Consider the following 23,518-nt stretch of genomic DNA (forward strand, 5'->3'; position numbering starts at 1 on the left):
CTGTGTGCACTTCGCGTGATCACGACCTGGGCGAAGCCCCCCAGGCCGGCGCCGGAAGACGCGGTTTCCTGCGCGCCACCGCCCTGCTCGGCGCGACCGCCACGGCCGTGGCCGCGCTGCCGGCCGTCACCGCCCGGGCGGCTCCGGCGAGCCCGCGCCCCGACCCGCGCAGCCGCCGCTTCACGCTCGCCGTGGTGCCGGACACGCAGTACCTCTTCGACGGGCCGAGCATCGACAGGGCACCGGTCGAGGCGTCGCTGCGCTATCTGCTGGAGCACGGCAAGGAGGAGAACCTCGTCTTCCTGTCCCACCTCGGGGACCTCACGCAGAACGGCGCGAAGGAGGAGTTCGCGGCGATCGGCGAGGCGTTCGGGCTGCTGGACCGGCGGGGCGTCGGCTACAGCGTCCTGGCCGGCAACCACGACGTGAAGTCGTCGACGACCGACCAGCGCGGTGCGACGCCGTATCTGGACGCCTTCGGGCCGGAGCGGTTCAAGGGGCAGCGGACGTTCGGCGGTGCCTCCCCGGACGGCTACAACACCTTCCACCTGTTCACCGCGGGCGCCCGGCAGTGGATGGTGCTCGCGCTGGACTGGCGGCTGTCGCCGCAGGGGTACGCGTGGGCGAAGGAGGTCATGGCGCGGCACCCCAAGACGCCCGTGATCCTCACGACGCACGAACTGGTCGTCGAGGACGACTCGTTGTCGGACTACGGGCAGCAGCTGTGGGACCAGCTGGTCGAGGACCACGACCAGATCTTCCTCACCCTCAACGGGCACTACTGGCCCGCCGCCCGCGCGACGCGCAAGAACGCGGCCGGGCACGACGTCCATCTGCATCTGACGAACTACCAGAACCGCTATTTCGGCGGCGCGGCGATGATCCGCCTCTACCGGTTCGACCTGGACCGGAACGTCATCGACGTGGAGACGGTCTCCCCGTGGATCCTGGGCCGGGCCGGGAAGGGGCTCAACGAGCTGGAGCGGCAGGAGATGGAGCTGAGCGGCGACGCCGACCGGTTCTCCGTCGAGATCGACTTCGAGGAACGCTTCTCCGGCTTCGCGCCCGTGCCCGCCCGTCCGGCGCGGCCCGCCTCGAAGATGCTGATCCCGGGCACCGCGGCGTACTGGCGTTTCGACAAGCCCGCCGACGGCACGGTCCGGGACCTGTCCGGGCGGGGCAACGACCTCTCGCTCGTCACGGTGGGCGGCGGCGCGCTGGGCTGGTCGGCGGACCACCACCCCGACCAGCCGGGCCACGGCAGCCTGGAGTTCCAGGGGTTCAAGTCACCGCTGAAGGGCGCCTATCTGCGCACGGTCGACGGGGCCCCGCTCAACTCGGCCACGTTCCGGGACGGCTACACCATCGAGGCGTTCTACCGGCTGCCCGCCGACTGGGACCCGGACCACCACGCCTGGTCGGGCCTGGTCGGCCGCACGGGCACGGGCGGCGCCGCCGGCAAGACCGCCGACGACCCCGACGAGCCGCTGGCCACGCTGTCGCTGTCCAACGACCGCGAACCGCAGTGGGCGATGCGGCCGCTCAACCAGCAGGGCATCGCCACCAACTGGGGCCAGGAGACCCCGCTGGAGACCTGGTGGCACCTCGCGGTCGTCAACGACGGCCGGCACACCACGCTGTACGTCGAGGGCTGCCCGGTCGTCCGCAATCCCAAGGCTCCCTCCGTCGGCATCACCTCCGTCGGCCTGCCGTGGCTGCTCGGCGGCTACGAGTACGGCGGCACGATCGACCAGATCTTCCACGGCCGGCTCGGCGACGTCCGGATCGTCGCGCGGGCGCTGCCCGTCACCTCCTTCATGAACCACTGACCTCCCCGGGAACCTTCATGACCGAGCAGCAACTGCCCGCCTGGGCCGACCCGTCCGTCTCCCCCTCCGCCCTCGACCCCCAGGGCGTCTCCCGCCGCGGGCTCCTGCGCCGCGCGGGCCTGTTCGGCGCCGCGTTCGCCCTGGGCTCGGCGGCGACCCCGGCCCTGGCCGCCGACGGCGGCGACAGACAACTGGGCGGCGAGGACCCCCGCCTCGCCTACCTCGTCGGCGACCACCACGTCCACTCCGTCTACAGCCACGACGCCAAGTACACGTTCTCCCAACTGGCCGCCGCAGGCGCGAAGTACGGCCTGGACTGGATGGTGTTCACCGAGCACTCCAACTTCGGGCACGCCGACTTCGGGGCGGCCATGGAGCACCGGGAGATCCTTCAGGCGCGGGCCAAGAACCCGCGTCAGCTGATCTTCCAGGGCCTGGAGTGGTACATCCCGGCGGCCGAGCACTGTACGGTGTTCACCGCCCCCGGACCGCACGAGGTCGACCTGCTGACCCGGTTCGAGCGCGCCTACGACGGCAAACTCCTCGGCTACGACAAGGGCGGCCCCGCCGACGCGGACACCGCCCGCAACGAGGCACACGCCGTCAAGGCGCTCAAGTGGCTGGGCGAGCAGCGCCGTTCGGGCTATGTCGACGACGTGCTGGTCCTCGCCAACCACCCCATGCGCCTGGGCATCGACTCCCCGCACGAGATGCGCGCCTGGCGGGACGCGGCGCCCGGGATCATGATCGGCATGGAGGGCGCGCCGGGTGCCCAGGGCGCGGCCATCCCCGGCTGGCGCGGCGCCACGTCGATCCGCGGCGAGTACGAGAACAAGCCGTCCGCGCAGTCCTGGCCCGACTACCCGGCGGACGCCTACCTGACGTACGGCGGTTTCGACTGGGCGACCGCCACCGTCGGCGGCCTGTGGGACTCCATGCTCGCCGAGGGGCGGCTGTTCTCGGTCACCACCAACTCCGACGCCCACCGGATCGTCTTCGACACCTGGAAGAACGGCGACTGGCAGCCCGGCCAGACCTTCGACAGCACCGGGAAGCTGCCCGACCCGGTGAACACGGACGCCCCGCAGCCGGGCAGCGACTTCTGGCCGGGCCAGTTCAGCCGTACGCACGTGGGCGTGACCCGCTACGGCTACCGCGCGGTCATGGCGGGCCTGCGCGCGGGCCGGGTCTGGCTCGACCACGGGCATCTGCTCGACGGGCTCGACGTCCGGCTGAAGCGGGACGGCGACCGGGGCAGGGGCGTGACCCTGGGCGGCCGGCTGCGGGTCCGCAAGGGCGAGAAGCTCACCCTGAACGTCACCGTGACGACCGCCTCGCGGCCCAACCCCCAGGGCATCCTGCCGGAGTTGGCGCACGTGGACGTCATCCGCGGCGCGGTGCGCGGCCCGGTCGCCGACCGCGACACCTGGAAGGCCCCCGACACCCGCGTCGTCCGCTCGCAGGACGTTTCCGGCCGCACGGGCACCTACACGCTGCGCATCGCGCTGACCGCGGGCGAGGAGTCCTTCTACGTCCGGCTGCGCGGCAGCGACGGCAACCGGAACGGCACCGGCTACCTCGGCGCGTCGGTCGACCCGCACGGGCCGGTTCCGCACGCGCCCGGGGACGGTGACCCGTGGGCGGATACGTGGTTCTATGCGAACCCGGTATTCGTCGACGTGGAAGGTGCCTGACCTGATGAGACGTCAACTGCTCGCCGCTACAGCGTTATTAGGTGCCTTCACGCTGGGTGCCGGCACGGCCTCGGCCGCCGGTGCCCCGCAGTGGGCCGAGATCGGCACGGCGTACACCGACACCCTCGGCGGCGGGCAGGGCCTGGCCAGCCGCGCGGACGGCTCCCTGCTGTACCGCGGGCTGGCCTCCATCCCGCTGGACCTGCGGGTCAAGGGCTGGAACCACATAGGCGACCCGGACATAGCGCGCGGCCATGTCTTCGACGCCTACCAGGGATCGGACACGGCCACGTCCAAGATGTTCGCGGTCACCACCCCGGCCGGGAAGCGCTATCAGTACGTCCACCCGCTGAACCCGGGCGAGAAGCTGAACAACTCCTTCGCCGCCGTCTCGCCCGACGGTCAGTGGCTGGTCTCGGGCGAGTGGGGCACGCAGAACCGGCTCCAGGTCTTCCCGGCGCCCCTGCTGAACCCCTCCACGCCGCCCACCGGCGGTGAGCTGAAGGAGGCCGGGCAGATCACCCTGGACAAGCCCGTGCGCGACATCCAGGGCTGCGACTTCGTCACCGGCACCCGCCTGCTGTGCGCCTCGAACGACGCCTCGGGCACCTCCTTCCCGGAGATCCGGCCGCTACTCCAGGTCGACCTGCCCCGCGAGCTGGAGGGACAGCCGGTCACGGGCGCGGTGACGAGTCTCTTCGCGCTGCCGCAGCGCAGCGTGTGCACGGGCGCCTTCGAGACGGAGGGCGTCGACTACGACACGAACAGCGGCACCCTGAGGGCGCAGATGATCCCGCCGGGCGTGTGCGCGGTGACGACGGCCGTGCACGCGTACCGGCAGGTCACCGACTGATCGAGCGGAGGTACGGTGGGCCGCGTGACCGGTGAAGAGTCGCTGCGGCCCCAGTCCCTCATGCTGACGTTCCTGGGCGACCAGGTACTCGGGCGCGACGTGTGCGTGTACTCGGGCAGCGTCATCGACGTGTTCGCCCGCGCCGGGATCGGCGAGCAGGCGACTCGCTCGACGCTGACCCGCATGGTCAACCGCGACCTGCTGCGCCGCCAGCGCGAGGGCCGCCGGATGTACTTCGGGCTGACCGGGCGCTCGGAGGCCGTGCTGCGCGACGGCGAGCGGCGCATCTGGCAGACCGGTGCCGTCAACCGGCACTGGGACGGCACCTGGACCCTACTCGGCTTCTCCCTGCCCGAGTCCTGGCAGCGCCAGCGCCACGACCTGCGCTCCCAGCTGACCTGGAGCGGCTTCGGCCCGCTGTTCAACGGCCTGTGGATCGCGCCGGGCGAGGTCGACGTGTCGGCTCTGGTCGCAGAGCTCGGCCTGTCCGCCCATGTGAAGGTCTTCCGGGCGCACGCCGACGCCGGGATGGACATCGGGCAGATGATCGAGGAGACGTGGGAGCTGTCCGACCTGGCCGGCCGCTACGAGGCGTTCGTACGGCGCTGGCAGTCCTGGGAGGACGACCTCCCGGAGGCCGACGACGCTCTCGTGCTGCGGCTGCGGCTGGCGACCGAGTGGCTGCGGATCGTCCGGCGCGATCCGCGCCTGCCCGTCAAGCACCTGCCGGACGACTGGCCGGCGGAACAGGCCGAGAAGACGTTCCGGACGGTGCACGACCGGCTCTCACCGCTCGCGCGCGACGCCTCGGAACGCCTGCTCGACCTGGTGCCCGCGCGGCCTCAGGCGTAGCACGCCGTCTCAGTGTCGTCAGGCGTAGAACCGCGACAGGCTCTGGAGCACCGCGGCCGGCTTGGCGCCGCCCTCGATCTCGATGGCTCCGTCGACGGTGATCTGCACGCCGCCCGGCACCTCCTCGACCTCGGCGAGCTTCGCCACGAGCCGGATGCGGGAGCCGACCTTCACCGGGGAGGGGAAACGCACCTTGTTGAGGCCGTAGTTGACCTTCGTCGTCACGCCCTGGACGTCCAGCAACTCGGTGAACAGCGGGATGAACAGGGAGAGCGTGAGATAGCCGTGCGCGATGGGGGCGCCGAAGGGACCCTCCTTGGCCTTCTCGGGGTCCACGTGGATCCACTGGTGGTCCCCGGTCGCGTCGGCGAAGGTGTCGATCCGCTCCTGCGTGACCTCGATCCACTCGCTGGTGCCGAGGTCGCTGCCCGCGAGCTTCTTCAGTTCGTCGAGGCCGTTGACGGTGATGCTCATGGAGCCGTCCTTCACTGGGAGTCGGTGCCGTAGCGCTTGCGCACACGGGATTTGAGGAGCTTCCCGGAGGCGGTGCGGGGCAGTTCGTCCGCCACCACGACCGACTTCGGGATCTTGTACTTGGCGAGGCGGCCGGCGAGCGACGCGAGCACCTCGTCGGGGTCGAGTGCGGAGCCTTCGCGGGGTACGACGACCGCGCGGGGCACCTCGCCCCACTTGTCGTCCGGCACCCCGATCACCGCGCACTCGACGATGTCCGGGTGGGCGAGGAGCTGGTCCTCGATCTCGGCGGGGTAGATGTTCTCGCCACCGGAGATGATCATGTCCTTGATGCGGTCGACGATGTAGACGTAGCCGTCCTCGTCGATCTGGGCCGCGTCCCCGCTGCGGAACCAGCCGTCCGCGAAGGACGCGGCCGTCTCCTCGGGCAGCCCCCAGTAGCCGGGCATGACGTGCGGCCCACGCACCACGACCTCGCCGACCTCGCCGACCTCGACCGGCGCGAGGTCGGGCCGTACGACGCGTACGTCGCTGAAGAAGTGCGGCACGCCCGCCGACCCCGCCTTGGCGACGGCGTGCTCGGCGTCCAGGAACAGCGTGCCGGGGGCGGCCTCGGTCATGCCGTAGCCCTGGAGGAAGGTCAGGCCGCGCCGCTGGTACGCCGCGATCAGCGGGGTCGGGACCGGGGAGCCGCCGCAGGTCAGGATGCGCAGCGACGACAGGTCGGCGTCCGGCCAGCGCGGGTGCCGGGCCACCTGGTCGAACATGGTGGGCACGCCGAACATGAAGGTGATCCGGTGCTGTTCGATCAGGTCGAAGGTGGCGTCCGGGGCGAAGGCCTCGACCAGGACGCAGGTGCCGCCCTTGAGCAGGACCGGGAGGGTCAGCATGTTCAGCCCGGCGGTGTGGAACAGCGGGGCGGAGACCAGGGCGCGTTCGTCGGCGACCAGGTCGTGGTCGATGAGGACGTTGATCGCGTTCCAGGTGAGGTTGCCGTGGGTGAGCATCGCGCCCTTGGGGCGGCCGGTCGTGCCCGAGGTGTACATGATGATGCAGGTGTCGTCCGGGGTGACCGGCGTGTCGATGGGCTCCTGGGAGGCGGTGGCCAGCGCCTCCTCGTACTCGGCGCCCACTTCGACGTACGTACGGACGTCCGTGCTGCCCGGCAGTCCCGCGACGAGACCGGCGTGCGAGGGGCCGTAGACGAGGGCCTTGGCGCCGGAGTCGGCGAGCTGGTAGGCGATCTCGGGGCCGGCCAGGCGGGTGTTGAGGGGGACGAAGACCGCGCCGAGCGTGCCGGCCGCGAACAGGGTCTCCAGGTAGGAGGGGTGGTTCGGGCCGAGGTAGGCGATGCGGTCGCCGCGGCGCACGCCCCTCTCGCGCAGGGCGTGGGCGAGGCGGGTGGTGCGGTCGTACAGGCCGGCGTAGGTGTGGATGGTGTCGCTGTGGATCAGGGCGGTGCGGTGCGGGGTCTTGCGGGCCCGGCGTGCGGGCCATGACCCCAGTCCCTCGTTGCGCATGTCACGCCCCTTACGGTGTCGTCAGCCCGAGCAGACGGGCGGCGTTCTCCTTGAGGATCTTCGGCCGGACCTCTTCCTTGATCGTCAGCTTGTCGAAGTCGGCGAGCCAGCGGTCGGGGGTGAGGACGGGGAAGTCGGAGCCGAAGAGCACCTTGTCCTTCAGCAGCGTGTTCGCGTACTGCACGAGCTGCGGCGGGAAGTACTTCGGCGACCAGCCGGACAGGTCGATGTGCACGCCCGGCTTGTGCGTGGCGACGGCCAGGGCCTCGTCCTGCCAGGGGAACGAAGGGTGCGCCAGGATGATCTTCAGGTGCGGGAAGTCGGCGGCGACGTCGTCCACGTGCAGCGGGTTGGAGTACTTGAGCCTGATGCCGCCCCCGCCGGGCACGCCGGCGCCGATGCCGGTCTGGCCGGTGTGGAACAGGGCGATCGTGCCGGTCTCCTCGATCACCTCGTACAGGTCGTACGCCACCGACCGGTCGTTGGGGAAGAAGCCCTGGATGCTGGGGTGGAACTTGAAGCCCTTCACCCCGTACTCCTCGACCAGGCGCCGGGCCTGCTTCACTCCCGCCTTCCCGCGGAAGGGGTCGATGGAGGCGAAGGGGATGAGGACGTCGCCGTTGGCGGCGGCGGCCTCGGCGACCTCCTCGTTGGGGACGGGCGCCGTGCCGGTGGCGGACTCGGCGTCCACCGTGAAGATCACGGCGGCCATCTTCCGCTCACGGTAGTAGGCGGCGGTCTCCTCCAGGGTCGGCTTCCGCTTGCCCTCGACCTTGAAGTAGGCGGAGGAGGCGTCGTGCAGGTCGTCGTCCAGGGAGGAGTGGCCCTTGGAGGAGACCTCCGCGTGCGTGTGGACGTCGATCGCGACGAGGTCGTCGACGTTCATCGAGGGGTCCATCACGCCTCCGGGAACTTCGGTGCCGGGATGCCGACCGACTGGAGTTCGGCACCGACCGAGGTGGGCCAGGCGTCCGCGAGGGTGCCGGGGGTCCAGCCGCCGTCGGCGTAGGCCGCCCTGATCTCCTGCGGATGCGACCAGAGTGCCACCTTGTCGCCGCCGATGCCGATGCACTGGCCGGTCACGCCGCGTGCGGCCTCGGAGGCCAGGAACGGGACCAGGGCGGCGCAGTCCTCGGGGGTGCCGAAGCCCTCGCCCTTGCGCAGGAAGTCCGGCAGCGGCTCGCCGTTCCTCATGGCCTCGATGTACGGGGCGAAGGCCGGGATCGTCTCGGTCATCGCGGTCGCGGCGACCGGCACGATCGCGTTGACGGTGATGTTCGCGCGGCCCAGCTCCATGGACCAGGTGCGGGCCATCGCCGCGATGCCGGCCTTGGCGGCGGCGTAGTTCGTCTGGCCGAAGTTGCCGCGCTGGCCGGCCGGGGAGCCGACCAGGATCAGCGAGCCGCCCTCGCCCTGCTCGCGCATCCGGACGGCGGCGGCGCGGGCGCAGGTGAAGGTGCCCTTGAGGTGGGTGGTGATCACCGCGTCGAAGTCCTCGTCGGTCATCTTCCACAGCACCTTGTCGCGGAGGATGCCGGCGTTGGTGACGAGGACGTCCAGCCGGCCGAACTCCTCGACCGCGCGGGCGACCAGCCGGTCAGCCGCCTCGGCCGTACCGACCGGGACCACCTCCGCCACGGCCTTGCCGCCCACCTCGGTGATGGACTTCACGGCCGCCTCGGCCACCGCCTCGTCGACGTCGTTGACGACCACGGAGGCGCCGTGGGCGGCCAGGGCGTGGGCGTAGGCGAGGCCGAGGCCCCGGCCGCTTCCGGTGACGACGGCGGCCTTGCCGGTGAGATCGATGCTGGGCACGGGTGGGTCCCTCCACATGGGGTGCGGCTACGAGTCGCACGGGGTGCGGCTACGAGATCGAAGCTAAGAGCAATAATTGTCGACGTCAATAGTTGTTGAGGACCCACGGGTGCGAGATGCTGGAATCACCAGGAAGCACCGAGCACAGGGAGCCCGTCATCACACGCCAGAACGTCACCCCGAAGCCCATCGACGCGCACGAGCCGTGGATGCGCGGGCTGCACGCCGACACCGGCTACCTCCTGTACCGCCTGGGCCTGCGCTCGGGACAGCTCTTCAACGCCTGCCTCCAGGAATCGGGCCTGCGTCTGCGCCACTACGCGGTGCTGCGCTTCCTCGCCACCTCCGAGGGCGTCCTCCAGCGCGAGCTCAGCACCCGGCTCGGCTACGACCCGAGCGCGATCGTCGGCCTGGTGGACGACCTGGAGAAGCAGGGCTTCGCCGAGCGCCGCGCCTCCCCCGACGACCGCCGCAGCCGGATCGTCGCGCTGACCGAGAAGGGCCGCGCGTTCCTGCGCGACACCGACGAGGCCGGCCAGCGGGTGACGAACGAGCTCCTGGGCCCGCTGGACCCGGCCGAGCGGGACGCGCTGCACGCGCTGCTGCTGCGGATCGCCGAGGACGGACTGAACTGATGTTGTGCAAATGATTGACGGCCGCACGGGAGATGCATAACTTCATCGGCCAACCGAGACCCGTCCCCAGGGAGCTCCCGTGCAGCCATCCCCTTCTGCCGCTCAACCCGCCCCCGATTCGCGGCAGTTGCGCCGCGTGGCCGTCTCCGGCCTGCTCGGCACGGCCGTCGAGTTCTACGACTTCCTCGTCTACGGCACGGTCGCCGCGCTCGTCTTCGGCGAGCTGTTCTTCCCCCGGGCCGACCCGGCGGTCGGCACCATCGCGGCGTTCGGCACCTTCGCCGCGGGCTATCTCGCCCGACCGCTCGGCGGCATCGTCTTCGGCCACTTCGGCGACCGGATCGGCCGCAAGTCGATGATGCTGCTGACCATGGTCCTGATGGGCTCGGGCAGCTTCCTCATCGGCCTGCTGCCCACCTACGACGCGATCGGCGTCTGGGCTCCGATCCTGCTGGTCGCCCTGCGCGTGGTGCAGGGCATCGCGATCGGCGGCGAGTGGGGCGGCGCGATGCTGATGGTCGTCGAGCACGCCGAGCAGACGCAGGGTTCCCGGCGCGGCCTGTGGTCCAGCTTCACCCAGCTCGGCGCCCCGCTCGGTTCCGTGCTGTCGGCCGGTGTGGTCACCCTCGTCGCCGGTCTGCCCGACGACGAGTTCCGCTCCTGGGGCTGGCGGGTGCCGTTCCTGCTGAGCATCGTGCTGCTGGCCGTCGGGCTGTTCGTGCGCCTCAAGGTCGCCGAGAGCCCGCTGTTCGCCCAGGTCAAGCGGCAACCGATGGACAAGCCGCCGATCCTGGAGGTGCTGCGCCGCCCGAAGCCCGTACTGCTCGCCGCCTGCGTCGGCATCGGCGCCTTCACCACGCAGTCGCTGCTGACCAGCTTCATGATCTCCTACGCCGTCGACGAGGGGTACACCCGCCCGCAGGTGCTGACCGCGGTGACCGTCGCCTCCTGCGTGGCCCTCGTCGTCCTGCCCGCCGCGTCCGCGCTGTCGGACCGGGTCGGCCGCCGGCCCGTCGTGCTCGCCGGAGCGGTCGCCTCCGCCGCGCTCGCCTTCCCCGTCCTGGCGCTGGTCGACTCCGGCTCGCCGGGACTGCTGATCCTCGCCCTCGCCCTCGGTCACGGTGTCGCCCAGTCCACGATGTACGGGCCGCTCGGCGCCCTGCTCACCGAGATGTTCGGCACCCGCGTCCGCTACACCGGCGCCTCCCTCGGCTACCAGGCGGCCACCCTGATCGGCGCCGGCTTCTCCCCGCTCATCGCCGGCAGCCTCCTCGCCTCGTACGGGGGCGGGAGCACGCCCGTCTCGCTGCTGCTGTGCGCGGGCGCGGCGATCACCGCCGTCACCGTGTGGCGACTGCGCGAGACGCACACCGACGCCCTGGACTCCCCCGCCGCCACCGCGCCCACCCTGGAAGGGACCCCGCGTTGAGGATGCGCCTCGCTCTGCTTGCCGCCTGCCTGTCCGTGGCGACCGCACTGCCGGCGCAGGCCGCCGGCACCACCGGCACCCACCTGGAGGGCGAGCTTTCTTCCGGCGCCGCGTATGTGATGGACGTCCCCGCGTCCTGGAACGGGACGGTGCTGCTGTACAGCCACGGCTACGCCCCGGCCGGATCCCCCAAGCGGGCCGAGAACACGCCGAGTGCCACCGCCCGGGACAGGCTGCTGGCCGAGGGCTACGCCCTGATCGGCTCCTCGTACGCGACGAACGGCTGGGCCGTCACCGACGCGGTGCCCGACCAGCTCGCCACGCTGGACCTGTTCACCGAGACGTTCGGGGCGGCGCGGCGGACCCTCGCGTGGGGCACCTCGTACGGCGGCTTCGTCACCACGATGCTCGCCGAGCGGCACGCCGGCCGGTTCGACGGTTCGCTGTCGATGTGCGGGCTGGTGCAGGGCGGCGTCGCCAACTGGAACAGCACCCTGGACCCGGTGTTCGCGCTGCGCACGCTCCTCGCGCCCGGCTCCGGGATCCGGCTCACGGGCTTCACCGGCCAGCCGGAGGCGGTCGCCGCCGGGAAGGCGCTCACCTCGAAGGTCGACGCCGCCCAGCGCACTCCGGAGGGCCGGGCTCGTATCGCCCTGGCCGCGGCCCTGCACGACATCCCCGGCTACAACGACGCCTCGCAGACCGAGCCGGGCCCCACGGACTGGGAAACCCAGCAGGCCAACCAGTACACGGCCGTCCGGGGCCTGCTCCAGATGCCCGCGTTCAGCTGGCGGCAGGAGGCCGAGGGCCGGGCGGGCGGCAACCCGTCGTGGAACACCGGTGTCGACTACACGGCCATGCTCGGCCGCTCCCCGCTGTACAAAGAGGTGAAGGAGCTCTACAAGGAGGCGGGACTGTCCTTGCGTACCGACCTCTCGGCCCTGGGCCGCGCACCCCGGATCTCCGCCGACCCGCCGGCCGTGCGGTGGATGCGGAACACCAGCGTGTTCTCCGGCCGGCTGGCCGACCCCCAGCTGAACATCCACACGACCGGTGACGCGCTGATACCGGTGCAGGCGGAGAGCGCCTACCGGCGGGCGGCCGGCGCGGCCGGCTCCGGTCCGCTGCTCCGCCAGGCCTACGTCGACGCCCCCGGCCACTGCACGTTCACCCCCGGCGAGACCCTGGCCGCCCTGCACACCCTGGAACACCGCCTGGACACGGGCCGCTGGGACACCTCGCCCGCCGCCCTCAACTCCCGTGCCGCAGCGGCGGATCCGACGGCGGAACCTCGCTACGTCCCGTACCGCCCGGCCGCCTACCCCCGCCCCTACGACCTCGCCCACCCGGGAGACACCCGGCCATGACCGCTCTGCCCCGAGTCCTGGACTCCGCTCACACCGGGGGCGCCCCGACCGCGACCGACCGCCTGCTGTCCGTCCTCGCGGCCTTCGACCACGAGCACCCGGCGCTGTGCCTGACGGACATCAGCCGGCGGGCCGGGCTGAGCCTGACCACCGCGCACCGGCTGGTGGGCGCGCTCACCGAGTGGGGTGCCCTGGAACGGGACGAGTCCGGCGTCTACCACGTCGGGCTCCGGCTGTGGGAGATCGCCGCACTGGCGCCGCGCGGCCTCGCCCTGCGGCAGATCGCGCTGCCGTACCTGGAGGACCTGTACGAGGCGACGCACGAGAACGTGCAGCTGGCGGTGCGGGACGGCTCGGACGTCGTCTACATCGAGTGGCTCTCGGGGCGTTCGGCGGTCGGCGTGCACATCCGCGTCGGCGCGCGCTGGCCGCTGCACGCCACCGGGGTCGGGCTCGCCCTGCTGGCCCACGGCGATCCGGAGTTCCAGGAGGAGTACTGCGCGGGCACACTCGCGTCCTTCACGCCGTACACGATCATCGACCCGGCGCGGCTGCGGCGGGAGCTCGCCGGAGTGCGCCGGACCGGTGTGGCGGTGAGCGACCGTCAGGTCACGGAGGACGCCCTGTCGGTGGCCGCGCCGGTCCGCACGGCGGACGGGTCGGTGACCGCCGCCGTGTCCATCGTGGTGCCACAGGCCGACGCCCAGGTGCCGGTACTGGTCCCGGCGGTACGGGTGGCGGCGCGCGGCATCTCCCGGGCCCTGGGGTGGCGGCCGGAGCGGGCCTGAAGCGGCGGGTTCAGCACCTCCCTGCACACGAGGGGCGGGCACCCCACGGCCCGCCCCTTCGTCATGCCCGCAACGCCCCGGCCGACAGAGCCCCTTCAGGACGTGCACTCATCGCACGCCCCGTACTTTTCCCGGTTTCACCTCTTGACGACGCGGGTGACGTGGAGCACATTGACGACACTTTGAGAGCGCTCTCAACCTCCCCGCACCCGTACCCGAGAGGCATCCCCACATGAGTGACACCTCCGGCAGACCCCGCGCACGGCGCCCCTTGCGGCGGGCGCTCGTCGCCGTCATCGGCACACTCGGCCTCGCCGCGGTCGCCGCCACCGCCGCGACCCCCTCAGCGAGCGCCTCCGCGCCGCCGCCCCCGTCGGGCTGGAACCAGGTCTTCCTCGACGACTTCAACGGCCCGGCCGGCAGCGGCGTCAACACGGCCCACTGGCAGTACGCGACCGGCAAGGGCTACGCAGGCGGCCCCGCCAACTGGGGCACCGGCGAGATCGAGACGATGACGAGCAGCACCGACAACGTCTCACTCGACGGCAACGGCAACCTCCGCATCACTCCTCGGCGGGACGGTGCCGGGAACTGGACCTCCGGCCGCATCGAGACCAACCGCACCGACTTCCAGCCCCCGGCCGGCGGCAAGCTCCGCGTGGAGTCGCGCATCCAGGTGCCGAACGTCACCGGGGCCGCTGCCAAGGGCTACTGGCCCGCGTTCTGGATGCTGGGCTCCCCCTACCGCGGCAACTACTGGAACTGGCCGGCGGTCGGCGAGCTGGACATCATGGAGAACACCCAGGGCCAGAACACCGTGTTCGCGACGATGCACTGCGGCACCTCGCCGGGCGGCCCCTGCAACGAGACGAGCGGCATCGGCAGTTCGACCACCTGCCAGGGCACCACCTGCCAGGCCGGGTTCCACATCTACCGGATGGAGTGGGACCGCTCGACGAGCGTCGAGGAGATCCGCTTCTACCTGGACGGCGTCAACTTCCACACGGTGCGCGCCAATCAGGTCGACGCGACGACCTGGCGCAACGCCACGGATCACGGCTTCTTCATCATCCTGAACGTCGCGATGGGCGGCGGCTTCCCGGACGCGTTCGGCGGCGGCCCGGACGCCGGCACGCAGCCCGGTCACGCGATGGTCGTCGACTACGTCCAGGTGCTGTCGTCCGGTGGCGGCACCACACCTCCCCCGACCGGCAACCGCGACGCCTACTCCACCATCCAGGCCGAGTCCTACGACGGCCAGTCCGGCGTGACGACGGAGACGACGTCGGACTCCGGCGGCGGCCAGAACGTCGGCTCGCTGGCGGGCGGGGACTGGCTGCACTTCAAGGGCGTCAACTTCGGCTCCACCGCGGCCCGGCAGTTCAGCGCCCGGGTCGCGAGCGGCGCGGCGGGCGGCGTCAGCGGACTGGTCGAGGTGCGGCTGGACAGCCGGAGCAACGCGCCCATCGGGAGTTTCGCCGTGGGCAGCACCGGCGGCTGGCAGGCGTGGCGGACCGTTCCGGCGAACATCGCCTCCGTGACGGGCACGCACGACGTGTATCTGACCTTCACCAGCGGACAGCCGGCGGACTTCGTGAACGTCAACTGGTTCACCTTCGGGCACTGACGATCCCCGGCAGGGGGCTCCACGCGCGCGTGGAGCCCCTTTTCGCTGCCCGGCCTCCGCCGCCTCAGCGCAGTTCCGCCCGGAACGCCGCCGGCGTCACGTCCGTGTGCTGGTGGAAGAACTTGGAGAAGTTCGCGGCGTCGGGGAAGCCGACCGCCGCGCCGACCCGGCCGATCGGCAGGTCGGTGTGGGCGAGGAGCCGTTTGGCCTCCAGGACCACGCGCTTGTCGATGAACGCCTTCGGCGTGTCCCCGGTCGCGCCGCGGACCGCGCGGACCAGGGTGCGGCGGGAGTAGCCAAGCGCGTCGGCGTAGGCGCTGACGCTGTGGTTGGTGGCGAAGTCCTTCTCCACGGCGTCCCGGAACAGGGTGAAGGTGGAGTCGGACGTCTGCCGTACCGACTCCGCCGTACTGGCGGCGAGATGGGAGAGCCGCAGCAGGAACGCCGTCAGCGAGTGGCGCAGGACGGCGGTGTGCAGGCTCGGCGGCAGCGTGTCCGTGTCCTCGTACTCGCGGCGGAGCTGGCCGAGCGAGTCGCGCAGACCGGCGAGTTGGGCCGCGTCGGGGCGCAGCAGCGGCGGCAGGTCGTAGCGGTACAGGCCGGTGGCCTCGACGGTCGCGCGGGGCAGGAAGCCGGGCTGCATGGTCAGCACGGTTCCGCGGTACTCGCTCGTGCGGGAGAAGCGGTGGACCTGCCCCGGGCGGATCCACAGCAGGTCCCCGGCCGTGGCCCCGTACTCGGTGAAGTCGACCATGTGCCGGACCGGGCCCTCGCCGAACAGCAGCACGACGTGGAAGTCGATGCGGTGCACGCGCTCCAGGGGCGCGTCGGCGTGCCAGGTGCGGCCGGTGCCCATCGGGCCGACCTGCATGCCGACGCCGCCGACGCTCAGCTCGACCGGGAAGGGGAACGTTCTGATCCCGTCGCCGCCTTGGATGCCTCTGTCTGCCATATCTGCCATATCTGCCATATCCACCATGTCCGCCTCGTGCCGCCCCGTTCGCGCGCCGCACCGCCCGCGGGTGTCCCACTTTCACCACAGGCTGGCACACGGCGACCTTCCCTCGAAAAAGTCAGACTTTTAGTTTTGAACACGTCAGACCAGCCACTTCGCTCCTATCGAGGACTTCTTGAAGATGAGCACGCAGACAGCGGACAGCTTCGAATGGACCGACCTCGACCGGCGTGCCGTCGACACCGCCCGTCTGCTGGCGGCCGATGCCGTCCAGCGAGTGGGAAACGGCCATCCCGGCACCGCGATGAGCCTGGCGCCGGCCGCCTACACGATCTTCCAGAAGGTGATGCGGCACGACCCGGCCGATCCGGAGTGGACCGGCCGTGACCGCTTCGTCCTCTCCCCCGGCCACACGTCGTTGACCCTGTACACACAGCTGTACCTCGCGGGCTACGAGCTGGAGCTGGACGACCTGAAGGCGTTCCGCACGCACGGCTCCAAGACGCCCGGCCACCCCGAGTACGGGCACACCGCAGGCGTGGAGACCACCACGGGCCCGCTCGGCCAGGGCGTCGCGAACGCGGTCGGCATGGCGATGGCCGCCCGCTACGAGCGCGGCCTGTTCGACCCCGAGGCCCCCGAGGGCGAGTCCCCCTTCGACCACACCGTCTGGGCGATCGTCTCGGACGGCGACCTCCAGGAGGGCGTCTCCGCCGAGGCCTCCTCGCTGGCCGGCCACCAGAAGCTCGGCAACCTGGTCTTCCTCTACGACGACAATCACATCTCCATCGAGGGCGACACCGCGACCGCGTTCTCCGAGGACGTGCTGAAGCGGTACGAGGCGTACGGCTGGCACGTCCAGCGGATCGAGCCGCGGGAGGACGGCGACGTCGACGTGCACGCGCTGTACGCGGCGCTGAAGGAGGCTCAGGCCGAGACCGGGCGCCCCTCGATCATCGCGATGCGCACGATCATCGCCTGGCCCGCCCCGAACGCGCGGAACACCGAGGCGTCGCACGGCTCGGCGCTCGGCGAGGACGAGGTCGCCGCCACCAAGCGCCTCCTCGGATTCGACCCGGAGAAGACCTTCGAGGTCGCCGACGAGGTGCTGGCGCACACCCGCGGGGCCCTGGACCGGGGCGCCGAGGCGCACGCCGCCTGGGACAAGCGGATCGCCGTCTGGCGCGGCGAGAACCCGGAGCGCGCCGCCACCTTCGACCGGGTCAGCAAGGGCGAGCTGCCCGCGGGCTGGGAGGACGCCCTGCCGGTGTTCGAGCCGGGCAAGGCGGTCGCCACCCGTGCCGCGTCCGGCAAGGTGCTCCAGGCGCTCGGCGCGGTCGTCCCCGAACTGTGGGGCGGGTCGGCCGACCTGGCCGGTTCGAACAACACCACGATCGACAAGACCAGCTCCTTCCTCCCGGCGGGCAACCCGCTGCCGGAGGCCGACCCGTACGGCCGGACGATCCACTTCGGCATCCGCGAGTTCTCCATGGCCGCGGAGATGAACGGCATCGCCCTGCACGGCAACACGCGCGTCTACGGCGGCACCTTCCTGGTGTTCTCCGACTACATGCGCAACGCCGTCCGCATGTCGGCCCTGATGCAGCTGCCGGTGACGTACGTGTGGACGCACGACTCCATCGGCCTGGGCGAGGACGGCCCGACCCACCAGCCGGTCGAGCACCTGGCCGCGCTTCGGGCCATCCCGGGCCTGAACGTCGTACGCCCGGCCGACGCCAACGAGACCGCGCTCGCCTGGGCCGAGATCCTCCGGCGGCACACCACCGACCCGGCCCCGCACGGTCTCGCGCTCACCCGCCAGGGCGTGCCCACGTACGAGCCGGACCCGGACGTGGCACGCGGCGGTTACGTGCGGGCCGAGGCGGAAGGCGGCGAGCCGCAGGTGATCCTGATCGCCACCGGTTCCGAGGTGCACCTCGCCGTCGAGGCCCGTGAGCGGCTCCAGGCGGTGGGCGTACCCACGCGGGTCGTGTCCATGCCGTCCGTGGAGTGGTTCGAGGAGCAGCCGCGCGCGTACCGGGACAGCGTCCTGCCGCCGTCCGTGAAGGCCCGGGTCGCGGTCGAGGCCGGTATCGGCCTGACCTGGCACCGGTTCGTCGGGGACGCGGGACGCATCGTCTCCCTGGAGCACTTCGGCGCCTCCGCCGACGCGAAGACCCTGTTCGCCGAGTACGGCTTCACCCCCGAGAACGTCGTCGCCGCAGCCCGGGAATCCCTCGCCGCTGTGCGCGGTTGATCCGACCGCCCCGAAAGAAGATGATCACTGTGACCGAAGCGACCGCGAGCGCGGGAGCACTCAAGCGCCTGTCCGAGGAGGGCGTGTCGATCTGGCTGGACGACCTGTCCCGCCGGCGGATCGAGTCCGGCAGCCTGGCCGGGCTCGTGGCGACGGGGAACGTCGTCGGCGTCACCACCAACCCGTCCATCTTCCAGGCCGCCATCGGCTCCGGTGAGGGCTACGAGGAGCAGCTCGCCGACCTGGCGGTGCGGGGCGTCACCGTCGACGAGGCCGTCCGGATGATGACGACGGCCGACGTCCGGGCCGCCACCGACATCCTGCGGCCGGTGTACGACGCCACCGGCGGGCGGGACGGCCGGGTGTCCATCGAGGTGGACCCGCGGCTGGCCCACGACACGGCGGCGACCGTCGCCGAGGCCCGGCAGCTGGCCTGGCTGGTGGACCGCCCCAACGTGATGATCAAGATCCCGGCGACGAAGGCCGGCCTGCCGGCGATCACGGAGGTGATCGGCGCGGGCATCAGCGTGAACGTGACGCTGATCTTCTCGCTGGAGCGCTACCGCGAGGTGATGGACGCCTACCTCGCCGGCCTGGAGAAGGCGCAGGCGGCCGGTTACGACCTGTCGGCCATCCACTCGGTCGCGTCCTTCTTCGTCTCCCGGGTCGACTCCGAGATCGACAAGCGGCTGACGCTGCTGGGCACGGACGAGGCCCTCGCCCTGAAGGGCAGGGCGGCCCTGGCCAACGCGCGGCTGGCCTACGAGGCGTACGAACAGGTCTTCGCCGGACCGCGCTGGCAGGCCCTGGGCGGTGCCCGGGCGAACCGGCAGCGCCCCCTTTGGGCCTCCACCGGTGTGAAGGACCCCGCTTACAAGGACACCCTGTACGTGGACGAACTGGTCGCCCCCGGCACGGTCAACACCATGCCGGAGGCCACGCTGAACGCCGTCGCCGACCACGGTGACGTCCAGGGCGACACCGTCACCGGCGGTTACGCCCAGGCGCGCGCCGACCTGGCGGCCGTCGAGCGGCTCGGCATTTCCTACGACGAGGTGGTGCGGCAACTGGAGGACGAAGGCGTCGCCAAGTTCGAGGTGGCCTGGCAGGACCTGCTGGACGCGGTCACCAAGTCCTTGAACAGCAAGGGAGTTGACGCGGAATGACCGAGGGCATCCCCCAGACGGCCGAGCAGGAGACCATCGGAACCAAGGAGGACAAGGAGGCCCGGGCGGCGCAGGAGGCCGCCGGGGTCGAGCAGACCGGGGTGAGCGGCCGGGCCGCACCGCGCCCGCAGTACGCCGGTACCACCGACTTCGACAACCCCCTGCGCGACCCGCGCGACCGCCGTCTGCCCAGGATCGCGGGCCCGTCCGGGCTCGTCATCTTCGGTGTGACCGGTGACCTGTCCCGCAAGAAGCTCATGCCGGCGGTGTACGACCTGGCCAACCGCGGCCTGCTGCCGCCGGGCTTCTCGCTGGTGGGTTTCGCCCGCCGGGACTGGGAGGACCAGGACTTCGCGCAGGTCGTGCACGACGCGGTCCGGGAGCACGCGCGCACCCCGTTCCGCGAAGAGGTCTGGCAGCAGCTCGCCGAGGGCATGCGGTTCATCCCCGGCGACTTCGACGACGACACGGCGTTCAAGCAGCTGCGCTCCGCCGTCGAGGAGCTGGACGCCTCCCGGGGCACCAGCGGCAACTACGCCTTCTACCTCTCGGTGCCGCCGAAGTTCTTCCCCAAGGTCGTCGAGCAGCTGAAGAAGCACAAGCTGGCCGACGCGCCGGAGGGCTCCTGGCGCCGCGCGGTCATCGAGAAGCCGTTCGGGCACGACCTCGACAGCGCCTGCGAGCTGAACGCGATCGTGCACGACGTGTTCGACCCGGAGCAGGTCTTCCGCATCGACCACTACCTGGGCAAGGAAACGGTCCAGAACCTCCTGGCGCTGCGCTTCGCCAACCAGATGTTCGAGCCGATCTGGAACCGTTCGTACGTCGACCATGTGCAGATCACGATGGCCGAGGACATCGGCATCGGCGGCCGCGCGGGGTACTACGACGGCATCGGTGCCGCCCGTGACGTCATCCAGAACCACCTCCTGCAGCTGATGGCGCTCACCGCGATGGAGGAACCCGCCGCCTTCGACGCGGCGTCGCTGCTCACCGAGAAGCTGAAGGTGCTGCGGGCCGTGCGGCTGCCGGAGGACCTGGGCCGGCATACCGTGCGCGGGCAGTACGCGGCGGCCTGGCAGGGCGGCGCGAAGGTCCGCGGCTACCTGGAGGAGGAGGGCATCGACCAGGCCTCCTCGACCGACACCTACGCCGCGATCAAGCTCCAGGTGGACAACCGCCGCTGGGCGGGCGTGCCGTTCTACCTGCGCACCGGCAAGCGCCTGGGCCGCAGGGTGACGGAGATCGCGGTGGTGTTCCAGCGGGCTCCGCACTCCCCCTTCGACTCCACCGCCACCGAGGAGCTGGGCTCCAACGCGATCGTCATCCGCGTCCAGCCGGACGAGGGCATGACGGTGCGGTTCGGCTCCAAGGTGCCGGGTACGTCGATGGAGATCCGGGACGTGACGATGGACTTCGCCTACGGCGAGTCGTTCACCGAATCGAGCCCCGAGGCGTACGAACGGCTGATCCTGGACGTCCTCCTGGGCGACGCCAACCTGTTCCCCCGTCACCAGGAAGTGGAAGAGTCCTGGAAGATCCTCGACCCGATCGAGCGGTACTGGGCCACGCACGGCCGGCCCGCGCAGTACGTCTCGGGCAGTTGGGGACCCGCGGAAGCCGACGAGATGCTCGCACGAGACGGACGGAGCTGGCGCAGGCCATGAAGATCGACCTGACCGACACCACGGCAAGCAAGATCAACAAGGCGCTGGTGCAGGGCCGCCGCGCCATCGGCACGCCCGCCGTGGGCATGGTCCTGACGATGGTGATCGTCACGGACGAGGAGAACGCCTACGACGCGATCAAGGCGGCCGAGGAGGCCTCGCACGAGCACCCCTCGCGCACCCTGGTCGTCATCAAGCGGCACGCCCGCACCCCGCGCGACCGCACCCAGTCCCGGCTGGACGCCGAGGTCCGGGTCGGCGCCGACGCGGGCACCGGCGAGACGGTGGTGCTACGGACCTACGGCGAGGTGTCCGAGCACGCCGACTCGGTGGTGCTGCCGCTGCTGCTGCCGGACGCGCCGGTGGTGGTGTGGTGGCCGATGGAGGCGCCGGAGGTGCCCTCGAAGGACCCGCTCGGGGCACTGGCGCAGCGGCGCATCACCGACCTGTACGCGGTGGAGAACCCCCTGGAGATGCTGGAGACCCGGGTCCGCTCCTACGCGCCCGGTGACACGGATCTCGCCTGGACCCGGCTGACGCCCTGGCGTTCGATGCTGGCGGCGGCGCTGGACCAGGCCCGGGCGAAGGTGATCTCGGCGGCCGTGGAGGCCGAGGCCGAGAACCCGGCCGCCGAGCTGCTGGCCCGCTGGCTGGAGGCGCGGCTGCACGTCCGGGTCGACCGGGTGGTCACCGCCGGGCCGGTCGTGACGGCCGTCCGCCTGGGCACGGAGAACGGAGAGATCCTCATCGATCGCCCCGAGGGGCCGCTGGCCACGCTGACCCTGCCGGGCCAGCCGTCGCGCACCCTCGCCCTGAAAGTCCGTGCCACCTCCGAACTCATCGCCGAGGAGCTGCGGCGCCTCGACGCGGACGAGATGTACGCCATCGCCCTGAACGGTGAGGCAACCGAGGAGACCCCTGCTCATGTCTGACTCCCCCTCCGGCTCCCCCAAGCTCACGCGGCGGCCCGAATGGACCGCCCTGGAGGACCACCGCAAGGACGCCCTGCCGCAGCCGGACCTGCGTGAGCTGTTCGCCGCGGACCCGGGGCGCGCCGAGCGCTACGTCGTGCACGTGGGCGACCTGCGCATCGACTACTCCAAGCACCTGATCACCGACGAGACGCTGGCCCTTCTCCAGGAGCTGGCCGCCGCCACCGACGTGTTCGGGCTGCGGGACGCCATGTTCCGCGGCGAGAAGATCAACGTCACCGAGAACCGGGCCGTGCTGCACACCGCGCTGCGCGCCCCGCGGGACGCCGTCATCGAGGTCGACGGCGAGAACGTCGTCCCCGGGGTGCACGCCGTGCTCGACAAGATGGCCGACTTCGCGAACCGGGTGCGCTCGGGTGAGTGGACCGGCCATACCGGCAGGCGGATCCGCAATGTCGTCAACATCGGCATCGGCGGCTCCGACCTGGGCCCGGCCATGGCCTATGAGGCGCTGCGGCCGTTCACCGCCCGGGAACTGACGTTCCGCTTCGTGTCGAACGTGGACGGCGCCGACCTGCACGAGGCCGTCCGCGACCTGGACCCGGCGGAGACGCTGTTCATCGTCGCGTCCAAGACCTTCACGACGATCGAGACCATCACGAACGCGACCTCGGCGCGCTCCTGGCTGCTGGAAGGGCTGGGCGGTGACGAGAAGGCGGTCGCCAAGCACTTCGTGGCGCTGTCCACGAACGCCGGGAAGGTCGCGGACTTCGGTATCGACGTCGACAACATGTTCGAGTTCTGGGACTGGGTCGGCGGCCGCTACTCGTACGACTCCGCGATCGGCCTGTCCCTGATGATCGCGATCGGGCCGGACCGCTTCCGGGAGATGCTCGACGGCTTCCGCATCGTCGACGAGCACTTCCGCAACGCCCCCGCCGAGGCCAACGCGCCGCTCATCATGGGCCTGCTCGGCATCTGGTACGGCAACTTCCACGGCGCCCAGTCGCACGCCGTCCTGCCGTACAGCCACTACCTGTCGAAGTTCACCGCCTACCTCCAGCAGCTCGACATGGAGTCCAACGGCAAGTCGGTGGACCGCGACGGCCGTCCGGTGGAATGGCAGACGGGGCCGGTGGTGTGGGGCACGCCGGGCACCAACGGGCAGCACGCCTACTACCAGTTGATCCACCAGGGCACCAAGCTGATCCCGGCCGACCTGATCGGCTTCGCACAGCCCGTCGCCGAGCTGGGTGACGAACTGAAGGCACAGCACGACCTGCTGATGGCCAACCTGTTCGCGCAGGGGCAGGCGCTCGCCTTCGGCAAGACCGCCGAGGAGGTGCGGGCCGAGGGCGTGCCCGAGGAGCAGGTGCCGCACCGCACGTTCCGGGGCAACCGCCCCACCACGACGATCCTGGCCACCGAACTGACCCCGTCGGTCCTCGGCCAGCTGGTCGCCCTCTACGAGCACAAGGTGTTCGTGCAGGGCGCGGTCTGGAACATCGACTCCTTCGACCAGTGGGGCGTCGAGCTCGGCAAGGTCCTCGCCAAGCGCGTCGAGCCCGCCCTGACCGAGGGCGCTGACGTCCCCGGTCTCGATCCGTCCACGGCCGCGCTGGTGGCCGCCTACCGCAATCTTCGGGAAGTGAACTGAC

General features: G+C 71.2%; 19 protein-coding genes. 14 read left to right on the forward strand and 5 right to left on the reverse strand.

Going from position 1 to position 23,518, the window contains the following annotated elements:
* Window positions 1-2: 2 nt before the first annotated feature.
* Genes ACIBL4_RS03305 through ACIBL4_RS03320 form a run of 4 tightly spaced genes read left to right on the forward strand, consistent with a single transcriptional unit; the run spans window position 3 to window position 5,228 of the window.
* Complete coding sequence (locus ACIBL4_RS03305; protein WP_399405985.1) at window positions 3-1,829, forward strand: LamG-like jellyroll fold domain-containing protein; 1,827 nt, start codon at window positions 3-5, stop codon at window positions 1,827-1,829.
* A 17-nt stretch (window positions 1,830-1,846) separates the two neighbouring features.
* On the forward strand, window positions 1,847-3,523 hold the full coding sequence (locus ACIBL4_RS03310; RefSeq protein WP_399405987.1) for a PHP domain-containing protein: 1,677 nt from the start codon (window positions 1,847-1,849) through the stop codon (window positions 3,521-3,523).
* Window positions 3,524-3,527: 4 nt separating this feature from the next.
* Window positions 3,528-4,376 carry a hypothetical protein gene (locus ACIBL4_RS03315; RefSeq protein WP_399405989.1) on the forward strand — a complete coding sequence of 283 codons (849 nt, stop codon included), beginning with the start codon at window positions 3,528-3,530 and terminating at the stop codon, window positions 4,374-4,376.
* Window positions 4,377-4,400: 24 nt separating this feature from the next.
* Complete coding sequence (locus ACIBL4_RS03320; RefSeq protein WP_399405991.1) at window positions 4,401-5,228, forward strand: PaaX family transcriptional regulator C-terminal domain-containing protein; 828 nt, start codon at window positions 4,401-4,403, stop codon at window positions 5,226-5,228.
* Window positions 5,229-5,246: 18 nt separating this feature from the next.
* Here the strand turns inward: ACIBL4_RS03320 and ACIBL4_RS03325 are convergent, their stop codons facing one another.
* From ACIBL4_RS03325 to ACIBL4_RS03340, 4 genes are read right to left on the reverse strand one after another with little or no spacing between them, the layout of a single operon-like run.
* Window positions 5,247-5,702, reverse strand: a complete 456-nt coding sequence (locus tag ACIBL4_RS03325) for a MaoC family dehydratase (protein ID WP_184990973.1) — start codon at window positions 5,700-5,702, stop codon at window positions 5,247-5,249.
* An 11-nt stretch (window positions 5,703-5,713) separates the two neighbouring features.
* Window positions 5,714-7,222 (reverse strand): o-succinylbenzoate--CoA ligase, encoded by a 1,509-nt coding sequence (gene menE / locus ACIBL4_RS03330; protein ID WP_399405993.1) that lies wholly within the window; start codon window positions 7,220-7,222, stop codon window positions 5,714-5,716.
* A gap of 10 nt (window positions 7,223-7,232) precedes the next feature.
* On the reverse strand, window positions 7,233-8,108 hold the full coding sequence (locus tag ACIBL4_RS03335) for an amidohydrolase family protein (protein ID WP_399405995.1): 876 nt from the start codon (window positions 8,106-8,108) through the stop codon (window positions 7,233-7,235).
* A gap of 11 nt (window positions 8,109-8,119) precedes the next feature.
* Window positions 8,120-9,037 carry an SDR family NAD(P)-dependent oxidoreductase gene (locus ACIBL4_RS03340; RefSeq protein ID WP_399405997.1) on the reverse strand — a complete coding sequence of 306 codons (918 nt, stop codon included), beginning with the start codon at window positions 9,035-9,037 and terminating at the stop codon, window positions 8,120-8,122.
* A 209-nt stretch (window positions 9,038-9,246) separates the two neighbouring features.
* Here ACIBL4_RS03340 and ACIBL4_RS03345 point away from each other — a divergent pair, with 209 nt between their 5' ends.
* The 5 genes from ACIBL4_RS03345 (at window position 9,247) to ACIBL4_RS03365 (ending at window position 14,883) form a co-directional block, all read left to right on the forward strand.
* A complete protein-coding gene (locus ACIBL4_RS03345) occupies window positions 9,247-9,672 on the forward strand; it encodes a MarR family winged helix-turn-helix transcriptional regulator (protein WP_399406556.1) in 426 nt (141 codons plus the stop codon).
* A gap of 136 nt (window positions 9,673-9,808) precedes the next feature.
* Window positions 9,809-11,101, forward strand: a complete 1,293-nt coding sequence (locus ACIBL4_RS03350) for an MFS transporter (RefSeq protein WP_399405999.1) — start codon at window positions 9,809-9,811, stop codon at window positions 11,099-11,101.
* A gap of 2 nt (window positions 11,102-11,103) precedes the next feature.
* A complete protein-coding gene (locus tag ACIBL4_RS03355; RefSeq protein ID WP_399406001.1) occupies window positions 11,104-12,468 on the forward strand; it encodes an alpha/beta hydrolase family protein in 1,365 nt (454 codons plus the stop codon).
* A complete protein-coding gene (locus ACIBL4_RS03360; protein WP_399406003.1) occupies window positions 12,465-13,256 on the forward strand; it encodes an IclR family transcriptional regulator in 792 nt (263 codons plus the stop codon). Before ACIBL4_RS03355 ends, ACIBL4_RS03360 begins: the two co-directional genes overlap by 4 nt.
* Window positions 13,257-13,488: 232 nt before the next feature.
* Window positions 13,489-14,883 carry a glycoside hydrolase family 16 protein gene (locus ACIBL4_RS03365; RefSeq protein ID WP_399406005.1) on the forward strand — a complete coding sequence of 465 codons (1,395 nt, stop codon included), beginning with the start codon at window positions 13,489-13,491 and terminating at the stop codon, window positions 14,881-14,883.
* A gap of 64 nt (window positions 14,884-14,947) precedes the next feature.
* Here ACIBL4_RS03365 and ACIBL4_RS03370 read toward each other — a convergent pair whose 3' ends face one another.
* Complete coding sequence (locus ACIBL4_RS03370; protein ID WP_399406007.1) at window positions 14,948-15,835, reverse strand: helix-turn-helix domain-containing protein; 888 nt, start codon at window positions 15,833-15,835, stop codon at window positions 14,948-14,950.
* 184 nt (window positions 15,836-16,019) lie between these two features.
* Here ACIBL4_RS03370 and tkt point away from each other — a divergent pair, with 184 nt between their 5' ends.
* The 5 genes from tkt to pgi are packed head-to-tail and all read left to right on the forward strand — an operon-like array spanning window position 16,020 to window position 23,517.
* Window positions 16,020-18,095 (forward strand): transketolase, encoded by a 2,076-nt coding sequence (gene tkt, locus ACIBL4_RS03375; protein ID WP_399406009.1) that lies wholly within the window; start codon window positions 16,020-16,022, stop codon window positions 18,093-18,095.
* 20 nt (window positions 18,096-18,115) lie between these two features.
* Entirely contained in the window at window positions 18,116-19,261 is a 1,146-nt protein-coding gene (gene tal, locus ACIBL4_RS03380) for a transaldolase (protein ID WP_399406011.1), read from the forward strand.
* On the forward strand, window positions 19,258-20,928 hold the full coding sequence (gene zwf / locus ACIBL4_RS03385) for a glucose-6-phosphate dehydrogenase (protein ID WP_399406013.1): 1,671 nt from the start codon (window positions 19,258-19,260) through the stop codon (window positions 20,926-20,928). Before tal ends, zwf begins: the two co-directional genes overlap by 4 nt.
* The gene (gene opcA / locus ACIBL4_RS03390) at window positions 20,925-21,860 is read left to right on the forward strand and encodes a glucose-6-phosphate dehydrogenase assembly protein OpcA (RefSeq protein WP_399406015.1); all 936 of its coding nucleotides are present in this window, start codon (window positions 20,925-20,927) and stop codon (window positions 21,858-21,860) included. Before zwf ends, opcA begins: the two co-directional genes overlap by 4 nt.
* Window positions 21,853-23,517 (forward strand): glucose-6-phosphate isomerase, encoded by a 1,665-nt coding sequence (gene pgi, locus ACIBL4_RS03395; protein WP_399406017.1) that lies wholly within the window; start codon window positions 21,853-21,855, stop codon window positions 23,515-23,517. Before opcA ends, pgi begins: the two co-directional genes overlap by 8 nt.
* The last annotated feature ends 1 nt before the right edge of the window (window position 23,518 follow it).

This window comes from Streptomyces sp. NPDC050416 (assembly GCF_044458845.1).
GTDB lineage: Bacteria > Actinomycetota > Actinomycetes > Streptomycetales > Streptomycetaceae > Streptomyces.

Coding starts and splice junctions, on each gene's coding strand:
- ACIBL4_RS03370 (WP_399406007.1), bottom strand. CDS start 15,835: ATGGCAGACAGAGGCATCCAAGGCGGCGACGGGATCAGAACGTTCCCC.
- ACIBL4_RS03355 (WP_399406001.1), top strand. CDS start 11,104: ATGCGCCTCGCTCTGCTTGCCGCCTGCCTGTCCGTGGCGACCGCACTG.
- zwf (WP_399406013.1), top strand. CDS start 19,258: ATGACCGAGGGCATCCCCCAGACGGCCGAGCAGGAGACCATCGGAACC.
- pgi (WP_399406017.1), top strand. CDS start 21,853: ATGTCTGACTCCCCCTCCGGCTCCCCCAAGCTCACGCGGCGGCCCGAA.
- ACIBL4_RS03335 (WP_399405995.1), bottom strand. CDS start 8,108: ATGAACGTCGACGACCTCGTCGCGATCGACGTCCACACGCACGCGGAG.
- ACIBL4_RS03360 (WP_399406003.1), top strand. CDS start 12,465: ATGACCGCTCTGCCCCGAGTCCTGGACTCCGCTCACACCGGGGGCGCC.
- tal (WP_399406011.1), top strand. CDS start 18,116: ATGATCACTGTGACCGAAGCGACCGCGAGCGCGGGAGCACTCAAGCGC.
- ACIBL4_RS03345 (WP_399406556.1), top strand. CDS start 9,247: ATGCGCGGGCTGCACGCCGACACCGGCTACCTCCTGTACCGCCTGGGC.
- tkt (WP_399406009.1), top strand. CDS start 16,020: ATGAGCACGCAGACAGCGGACAGCTTCGAATGGACCGACCTCGACCGG.
- ACIBL4_RS03325 (WP_184990973.1), bottom strand. CDS start 5,702: ATGAGCATCACCGTCAACGGCCTCGACGAACTGAAGAAGCTCGCGGGC.
- menE (WP_399405993.1), bottom strand. CDS start 7,222: ATGCGCAACGAGGGACTGGGGTCATGGCCCGCACGCCGGGCCCGCAAG.
- ACIBL4_RS03365 (WP_399406005.1), top strand. CDS start 13,489: ATGAGTGACACCTCCGGCAGACCCCGCGCACGGCGCCCCTTGCGGCGG.
- ACIBL4_RS03315 (WP_399405989.1), top strand. CDS start 3,528: ATGAGACGTCAACTGCTCGCCGCTACAGCGTTATTAGGTGCCTTCACG.
- opcA (WP_399406015.1), top strand. CDS start 20,925: ATGAAGATCGACCTGACCGACACCACGGCAAGCAAGATCAACAAGGCG.
- ACIBL4_RS03310 (WP_399405987.1), top strand. CDS start 1,847: ATGACCGAGCAGCAACTGCCCGCCTGGGCCGACCCGTCCGTCTCCCCC.